The organism is Terrisporobacter muris (genome assembly GCF_024621905.1).
Lineage (GTDB): Bacteria > Bacillota > Clostridia > Peptostreptococcales > Peptostreptococcaceae > Terrisporobacter > Terrisporobacter muris.
In genome coordinates this window covers 1-8,054 of sequence record NZ_JANKBY010000158.1, presented here as the reverse complement: position 1 = coordinate 8,054, position 8,054 = coordinate 1, and the positions used below count along the sequence as shown (strand labels likewise).

The following is an 8,054-nucleotide window of genomic DNA, read 5'->3' as shown; positions in this document are numbered from 1 at the left end:
ATCTATGAATATTTTTATTTTTAAGATACAATGTTAACTTTTAAGTAAGAGATTTTTTACATATTCCAATTAAAGTATTTTCAAAATTAATATTATCTTCATTCGATCTTTTCTTAGGACCTTTAACTCTTCCACCACTTTTTCTAATTTTCTTAGATATATGCCTGCTATAAAGTAACCTATCAATGTTATCATTTGTATAAATTAAACCATTTTGATTTATAACATAATAAGCCTTATTTATTGCCATTGCTGCTAAACCATAATCTTGAGTTATAACAATATCATCTTTTTTAACAAGATTTATAAGTGCAAAATCAACAGAATCTGCTCCTTTTGAAAATATCATTGTTTTTGCTCCTTCTTTGTTAAAAATGTGTGCCGTATCACACATTATAATTACATCTATATTAAATTTTTTTGCTATATTTATAGTTAAATCTATTACTGGACATCCATCCCCATCAATTAATATTTTCATATTCTCTCCTATTTTTAATCTTCGTCGTCATCGTCGTCTTCGTCGTCTTCGTCGTCTTCGTCATCATCAGATTCATTTTCAGTTCTATCTTCTAACTCATCTTGTAGCTCATCCATAACTTCTTCGTTTAGGTAAACATTATCTTTACCATCTGCTCCTAAAAGAGACATAATTTCATCTACAGACATATGCTCTATAGTATCTTCTAGAGTATCTTCATCTAAATCACATAGTGCTTCATATCTACCAAGACTGACACCTTTTTCCCTCGCAAGAGCTATATCTTCTTCTGTTCCTTTTAGATAAACAAATTTTGTATTATTTAATCCTTTGCTAACTGTATCTTTTACTTCATTTTCATACTTATCATTACTAATTTTATCAATAAATGTAAATCCTACTATTCCCTCCTTACTATCACTATAATTTTTACTTAAATATGTTTCTAGTATCTTAATTCCTTCTTCCAAAGTCTTACCTTTTAATTCTTCTAAATTTATTGTCTTTCCATCATCGTTAATCCCATAAACATTAACTATATTTTTATTTTTATCTAATTCAAATTCAATACTTGGGTTAACATCTATAGACATCAGTGCATAAACACCACCACTATTATTATTTTTTACCATAGGTACTACTAATAATACTAACATGGCTGCAATAGTTAAAATAGGTATGATTTTATTTTTCATGGTATTTCTACTTTTAGTTAATTCGTATAAATCCTCTTCTAAGAAAATTATCGTGTCTCCTACTTCCATGTTTTCCTTATTTTTAATCCTAATAACAGTAGAGTCGTCTTTTAGAACTAAAGAATACTTTTCTTTTATTTCAAGTATAATTCCTTTATTGTACATAATTCAACCTACCTTTTTATCCATAATTTTAAATTTCTGTAGTTTTTATCAAATATTATAATTACAGTAATTATAAACTTTTTGCTACCTTTAATTATTTTTTCTGTTACATTAAATTGAAGTGAAATTCTTTTTATTGGTAACCTCTTTTTTTCATACATAAAATCTAATAAAGGCTTCTCTTTGCTAACCTTTTCAGATAAGTTTATAGCATTTTCTCTTGTTTTTTTATGTTTTGGAGCATCCTCAACCAAATCTTCAAAATCAAAATTAAATTCTTTTATATGTAACTTTAAACTTTCTATTTCATCTTTTAATTGATTTTTATCTTCTATGGGATTTATAAATTCTTCACTAAATTCTATGCCTTCTTCTTTTAGACTTTCCAAGGATGGATCTAAACGATGCTTGTTTTCTTTTAATAAATAGTTTTTTATCCTACTACTTATTACTAGGTTGGCAAATGGTAAAAATGGACCTTTATCTTCACTATGTTTTTTCATAGCTTCATGAAATGCCAATAATCCTATACTGAATTCTTCATCATTTTCTATAGAAACATACCTCTTTGTCACCTTACTTATTGATTTAATAATAAAAGGCAAATGTTCTTCAATAAATTCATTCTCAAATTGATAATTGCTTCTTTTTAAATTCATTTACGTTCCTTTCCTTATAATTTATATTTACTACTATATGATAATTAAAATTGTAATCTTAGCTTTAGTCATTAAAAAATCCAACTTCAATTCCTTTTATATTATATAATACAATTAATCTTTAAGATTTAGGTACTTTTTCCCTTTTTATCAGAATATTCTATATGTAAAATAAAAAATTTGACTTGTTCAATTAACAAAGTTATAAATAAAAAAAGAGATTCTAAAATCTCTTTTACACTATATTATATAAATTTTCATATTTTTGAGGTTTCATTCTTTCATCTTTATTAATGGAATCTATATTTTCCATATCTTCCTTCTCTATTTCAAAATCAAATATATCTATATTTTCTTTAATTCTTTTAGGATGACTTGTTTTTGGTATTGCAATAACATTGTTTTGTAAATGCCACCTTAGTATTATTTGTGCTTCACTTTTATCGTATTTTTGCGCTAAATTTTTAATTATAGAGTTGGATGATAGCTGTCCTCTCATTATAGGACTCCATGCTTGAACTACAATATTATGCCTTTTACAAACTTTTAATAACTCTTTTTCTGAACGATTAGGATGTATTTCTACTTGATTTACCATAGGGTTGATTTCCGAAAAGCCTATAATTTCTTCTAATTGTTTCACTGTACAATTACAAACCCCTATTGCTCTAACCTTCTTCTCTCTATATAAATTTTCAATAGCCCTCCAAGTTTCTTTAATATTTTCTGTTGGCCAATGAACCAAATATAAATCTATGTAATCTAATCCTAGCTTTTCTAAAGATTTATTAAAAGCTTTTGTTGTATTTTCATATCCTTCATCATTAACCCATACCTTCGTAGTTACAAATAATTCTTCTCTAGGTAGTCCAGATTCTCGAATCCCTTTACCCACACCTTCTTCATTATTATAAAATGATGCTGTATCTATACTTCTATACCCTGCATTAATAGCTTCTTTTACAATATTACATGCCTCATCATTTTCATTTTGTAGTTTATATGTTCCAAAACCTATAATAGGAATTTTTACACCATTAGATAATTGTATAATTTTTCTTTCCATTTCTCTTTTAACCTCCACTAAGATTCCCTTCATTTACCCACAATCTTTATAATATATTATTTATTGTAAGCCATCAACTATATTAATATAACCAAAAACACCTTAAATATAAATAATATATTCAAGGTGTTTTAATTTTCATTCTATAATTATTTTTTACATAGCTTCTTTATCTGCAAATTGTGAATTATATAAATTTGCGTAGAATCCATCTTTTGCTAATAATTCTTCATGGTTTCCTTGTTCTATAATATCACCATCATTAATAACTAGTATTAAATCAGCATTTTTTATTGTAGATAATCTATGAGCAATTACAAAACTAGTTCTTCCTTCCATTAAATTATCCATAGCTTTTTGAATTAAAAGTTCAGTTCTTGTATCAACAGAACTTGTAGCTTCATCTAATATTAATATCTTAGGATCTGCTAATATTGCACGAGCTATAGTTAATAATTGTTTTTGTCCTTGTGATATATTACTTGATTCTTCATTCAATAACATATTATATCCATCTGGTAAAGTTTTTATAAAATGATGAACATGAGCTGCTTTCGCTGCATTTATTACTTCATCATCACTAGCATTTAATCTAGCATATCTAATATTTTCTTTTATTGAACCACTAAATAACCAAGTATCTTGAAGAACCATTCCAAATAATTCTCTAAGTTCTCCTCTATTGAAATCTTTAACATTGTGACCATCCACAAGAATAGCTCCAGAGTTTACATCGTAGAATCTCATTAATAATTTTATCATAGTTGATTTACCTGCACCTGTAGGTCCAACTAGTGCAACTTTTTGTCCTGGTTTTACATGAGCTGTAAAGTCTTTAATTATTGTTCTATCTTTATCATATCCAAACTTAACATTTTCAAAATCAATTTTGCCTTCTAATCCCTTTATACTTACAGGATTTTCTACTGTTACATCTTCTTCCTCTTCATTTAGGAATTCGAATACTCTCTCAGCTGCAGCTGCAGTAGATTGTAATTGATTTGATATTTGAGCCATTTGTGATATTGGTTGATTAAAACTTCTTACATATTGAATAAATGATTGTATATCACCTACTTCAATTTTATTTTTTATAACTAAATATCCGCCAAGTATTGAAACAACTACATAACTTAAGTTCCCAACAAACATCATTATAGGTTGCATTGTACTTGATAAAAATTGAGATTTCCATGCTGAGTCATATAATTTATTATTAACTTTATTAAATTCTTTTATAGATTCTTCTTCTCCATTGAAAGCTTGAACTACTGTATGACCACCATATAATTCTTCTACCTGCCCATTAACTTGACCTAAATACTCTTGTTGACTTTTAAAGTATTTTTGAGATCTTTTAATAACAAAGGAAATTATAAATAATGATATTGGTATAACTACTAATGCACTAATTGTCATAAGTACACTTATAGATAACATCATTATTAATACACCTACTAAAGTGGTAATAGATGTTATTATTTGTGTTAAACTTTGATTTAAACTCATCGACAATGTATCTATATCATTTGTGAATCTTGATAATACTTCTCCATGAGTTTTTTTGTCAAAATATTTCATAGGTAATCTATTTATTTTTTTAACTAATTCATCTCTAAGATTATACGCTACCTTTTGAGAAATACCACTCATTACATATCCCTGTATAAATGAGAATATCGCACTTACAACATATAATATAACTAAAGTTATTAATATTCTTTTTATAACTTCAAAATCTATGCCAGTACCTTCTCCAGATACTTTGCTTACTAATCCATTAAATATTTCTGTTGTAGCTTTACCTAATATTTTAGGACCTATTACAGAGAATGTAACACTACCTATGGCAAATATAAATACTATTATTATAGATAATTTATATTTAGCTAAATAAGAGATTAGTGTTCTCATTGTTCCTTTAAAATCTTTTGCTTTTTCTGCAGGGCCTCTCATTCCATGGCCTCCACCCATAGGTCCTCTCGCTCTTCTTGGTCTATTTCCTTCTCTACTCATTTTCTAACTCCTCCTTTGAAAGTTGTGACAATGCTATTTCTTTATAGATTTCACAATTTTTTAGAAGTTCTTTATGTTTACCTATTCCAACCACTTTTCCTTCATCTAATACTACGATTTGATCTGCATCCAAAATAGTACTAATTCTTTGGGCTACTATTAATACTGTACTTTCTTTAGTTTCTGTTTTTAATGCTTTACGAAGTTTCGCATCTGTTTTAAAATCTAGAGCAGAGAAACTATCATCAAATATAAATATTTCTGGTTCTTTTGCTATTGCTCTGGCAATAGATAGTCTTTGTTTCTGACCACCTGATACATTTGAACCTCCTTGTGATATTTCAGAATCAAACTTATCTTCTTTATCATTTATGAAGTCTATTGATTGAGCTATTTTTGCTGCTTTTATTATATCTTCTTCTGTAGCATCCTTTTTACCATATCTTAAGTTAGAATCTATAGTTCCAGAGAATAACACTCCCTTTTGCGGAACATAACCAATTTTTTCTCTTAAATCATGAAGTGAAACATTTTTGATATTAATACCATTTACCTTAATTTCACCTTCCGTTACATCGTGGAATCTTGGTATTAAATTAATAAGTGTAGATTTTCCACTTCCTGTACTTCCAATGAATGCTGTAGTTTTTCCTGGTTCAGCAGTAAAGTTAATATCATGTAGTATATCTTCATCTGCATCTGGATACTTAAATGAAACATTATTAAATTCAACTAAACCTTTTTTATTATTATCAAAAGATTTAGGATTTTTATCTTCTTTAATTACTATATCCTTTTCTAGCACTTCATTTATACGATTAGCTGATACTGCTGCTCTTGGTATCATAACTGAAATCATTGATATCATTAAGAATGACATTACTATTTGCATTGTATATTGAATAAATGCCATCATATCTCCAACTTGCATTGCTCCAGTATCAATGTTTTTTGCACCTACCCAAACTATTAATACCGATATAACATTCATAACAAGCATCATAGCTGGCATCATACAAGACATCATTCTGTTAACAAACATATTTACTTTAGTTAAATCTTTATTAACTCCGTCAAATCTATTTTCTTCAAATCTTTGTGTACTAAATGCACGTATAACAGGAAGTCCTGTTAAAATTTCTCTTGTTACTAAGTTTAATTTATCTACTAAATTTTGTAATAGCTTAAATCTAGGCATTACTGTTGTAAATAATATACCTACAATTACTACAACACCTAAAACAGCTACACCTATAATCCATGTCATTGATGTATTTGTACTCAATGCTTTGTATATACCACCAAGTGCCATAAATGGTGCAAAGAATACCATCCTTAGCATCATTACAGTCATTTGTTGAATTTGTTGTATATCGTTTGTGCTACGTGTTATAAGCGATGCTGTAGAAAACTCCGTCATCTCTTTGCTTGAAAATCTCATTACTTTTTCAAAAGTTTTAGATCTTAACGTACGACCTAAAGATGCCCCTACTCTTGATGCTAAAAATCCTACTGTAATAGCTGCTATCATACTTAGTACAGTTATTCCAATCATTTTTGCTCCTGTAGTAAGTATATATGTTGTTTGCATATTGTCAGTGTCTATACCAATTTCATTGTACTCATTCTTAACAAAAGATACAGCCCCTTGACTAATCATTGCATCTGGTAAATCAACTAACTGCTTATCAATTTCTTTAATTATGCCATCTCTTTGATCTTTTGACATTGACTCTAATATTGTAAACATATCCATATTTTCTAAATCTATATTCATTGAAGGATTTGTCATATTTCCTTGTGACATATTTTGTGATCTCATATTTTCAGTCATGTTCTTTTTCATTTGTTCTTGAATTATTTTACTTGATTCATCATCACTGTCTAATCCATATACAATTAATTCTGGTTTTCCAAGTATTTTATCAAGTTTTAATATAGTCTCTTCTTTATTTGTGTTTAATAAATATATATCTTCTTTATCTAATGCTGGATAAGATTCTTTATATTTATTAAATTCATAGCTACTCAAAGACTCTTTATTTAATAATTTATAATTATCTAATACTACATCTTTATTTTTATCATTCATAAAAATAAAAAGTTTATCCATTTCAGTTTTTCTTATTACCTCAGGAACAGAATTCTCTATTCCGCCTTGTTGTATACCTATATTAATAATATTTGAAGTATAAGTAGGTAAAGATAGTTCACATGTTGCTTGGCCTGCTAAAAGTAATATAATTATAAAAATTATAAAACTCGAATTTTTTAAATGCTTAAATATTTTTAACATCTTTTCTCCCTTTCTTCATTTTTGTGATTTTATTTCTCAGATTGTAATTCTTCTATAACATCATAAAGTTTTCCAAATAGACGTATCAAGTTATCTGTATCTTCTTCACCCATTTTTTCAACTACCCTGCAAGTAAAGTTTTCAAATTTTCTATTTTGATCTTTTAAAAACTCTTCACCTTCCTCCGTTAATTTCACATACACGACTCTTCTGTCACTTTTGTTAGAAGTCCTATAAATATATCCTTTTTCCTCCATAACATTCAACATTTTCGATGTGGCTGGCTTTGTAATACACAAATATTTTGTTAATTCAGAAGTCTTCATCCCATAATAATTTTCATCTTCTTTATTGCTTAAACAATTACTATAAATAATCTTCATTGTCATAAGCATTCCTGGGTGAAACTCTTGTGATTTTTTATATTTATGAGCTAGCTTTTTTATTTTTGTTATAGAATCTAAAAACTCTTTAGATTTTTTTTGTAGCATACTCATTTCTTTCATCCCTTTCAGTTCATTTTAGTTTCCAAAGAAAATAGTTAACTAAGGCAACTATTATTGTAGGAAACTTTTTTTCTTTAGTCAAGTTAAATTTTAAATTGTTAATTGAGTAACACTTCCTCTGTTAAAATTTACTATTATTTCATTATTATTTACATTTACTATGTATAAAT

At 27.5% G+C, this 8,054-nt stretch carries 7 protein-coding genes; all 7 read right to left on the bottom strand.

All coding sequences use genetic code 11. The annotated features are described in order from the left end of the window. Window positions 1–40: 40 nt before the first annotated feature. Window positions 41–481, bottom strand: a complete 441-nt coding sequence (locus NSA58_RS12220) for a YaiI/YqxD family protein (RefSeq protein ID WP_039678865.1) — start codon at window positions 479–481, stop codon at window positions 41–43. A 14-nt stretch (window positions 482–495) separates the two neighbouring features. After that, window positions 496–1,341, bottom strand: coding sequence for an anti-sigma factor domain-containing protein (locus NSA58_RS12215; RefSeq protein ID WP_039678866.1), 846 nt, complete (start codon window positions 1,339–1,341; stop codon window positions 496–498). Between the two features lie 8 nt (window positions 1,342–1,349). Beyond that, a complete protein-coding gene (locus tag NSA58_RS12210) occupies window positions 1,350–2,000 on the bottom strand; it encodes an RNA polymerase sigma factor SigI (RefSeq protein ID WP_039678867.1) in 651 nt (216 codons plus the stop codon). Window positions 2,001–2,235: 235 nt separating this feature from the next. Beyond that, window positions 2,236–3,066 (bottom strand): aldo/keto reductase, encoded by an 831-nt coding sequence (locus tag NSA58_RS12205; protein WP_039678868.1) that lies wholly within the window; start codon window positions 3,064–3,066, stop codon window positions 2,236–2,238. A gap of 156 nt (window positions 3,067–3,222) precedes the next feature. Further along, entirely contained in the window at window positions 3,223–5,082 is a 1,860-nt protein-coding gene (locus NSA58_RS12200) for an ABC transporter ATP-binding protein (protein ID WP_330652569.1), read from the bottom strand. After that, window positions 5,075–7,378 carry an ABC transporter ATP-binding protein gene (locus NSA58_RS12195; protein WP_039678851.1) on the bottom strand — a complete coding sequence of 768 codons (2,304 nt, stop codon included), beginning with the start codon at window positions 7,376–7,378 and terminating at the stop codon, window positions 5,075–5,077. The genes NSA58_RS12200 and NSA58_RS12195 overlap by 8 nt, the downstream gene beginning before the upstream one ends. Window positions 7,379–7,407: 29 nt before the next feature. Next, the gene (locus tag NSA58_RS12190; protein WP_052232890.1) at window positions 7,408–7,875 is read right to left on the bottom strand and encodes a MarR family winged helix-turn-helix transcriptional regulator; all 468 of its coding nucleotides are present in this window, start codon (window positions 7,873–7,875) and stop codon (window positions 7,408–7,410) included. Between the last annotated feature and the right edge of the window lie 179 nt (window positions 7,876–8,054).

What these genes read in the sequence shown, in the direction of transcription:
- NSA58_RS12220 (WP_039678865.1), bottom strand. Translation starts at nt 481, where the DNA reads ATGAAAATATTAATTGATGGGGATGGATGTCCAGTAATAGATTTAACT.
- NSA58_RS12215 (WP_039678866.1), bottom strand. Translation starts at nt 1,341, where the DNA reads ATGTACAATAAAGGAATTATACTTGAAATAAAAGAAAAGTATTCTTTA.
- NSA58_RS12210 (WP_039678867.1), bottom strand. Translation starts at nt 2,000, where the DNA reads ATGAATTTAAAAAGAAGCAATTATCAATTTGAGAATGAATTTATTGAA.
- NSA58_RS12205 (WP_039678868.1), bottom strand. Translation starts at nt 3,066, where the DNA reads ATGGAAAGAAAAATTATACAATTATCTAATGGTGTAAAAATTCCTATT.
- NSA58_RS12200 (WP_330652569.1), bottom strand. Translation starts at nt 5,082, where the DNA reads ATGAGTAGAGAAGGAAATAGACCAAGAAGAGCGAGAGGACCTATGGGT.
- NSA58_RS12195 (WP_039678851.1), bottom strand. Translation starts at nt 7,378, where the DNA reads ATGTTAAAAATATTTAAGCATTTAAAAAATTCGAGTTTTATAATTTTT.
- NSA58_RS12190 (WP_052232890.1), bottom strand. Translation starts at nt 7,875, where the DNA reads ATGAGTATGCTACAAAAAAAATCTAAAGAGTTTTTAGATTCTATAACA.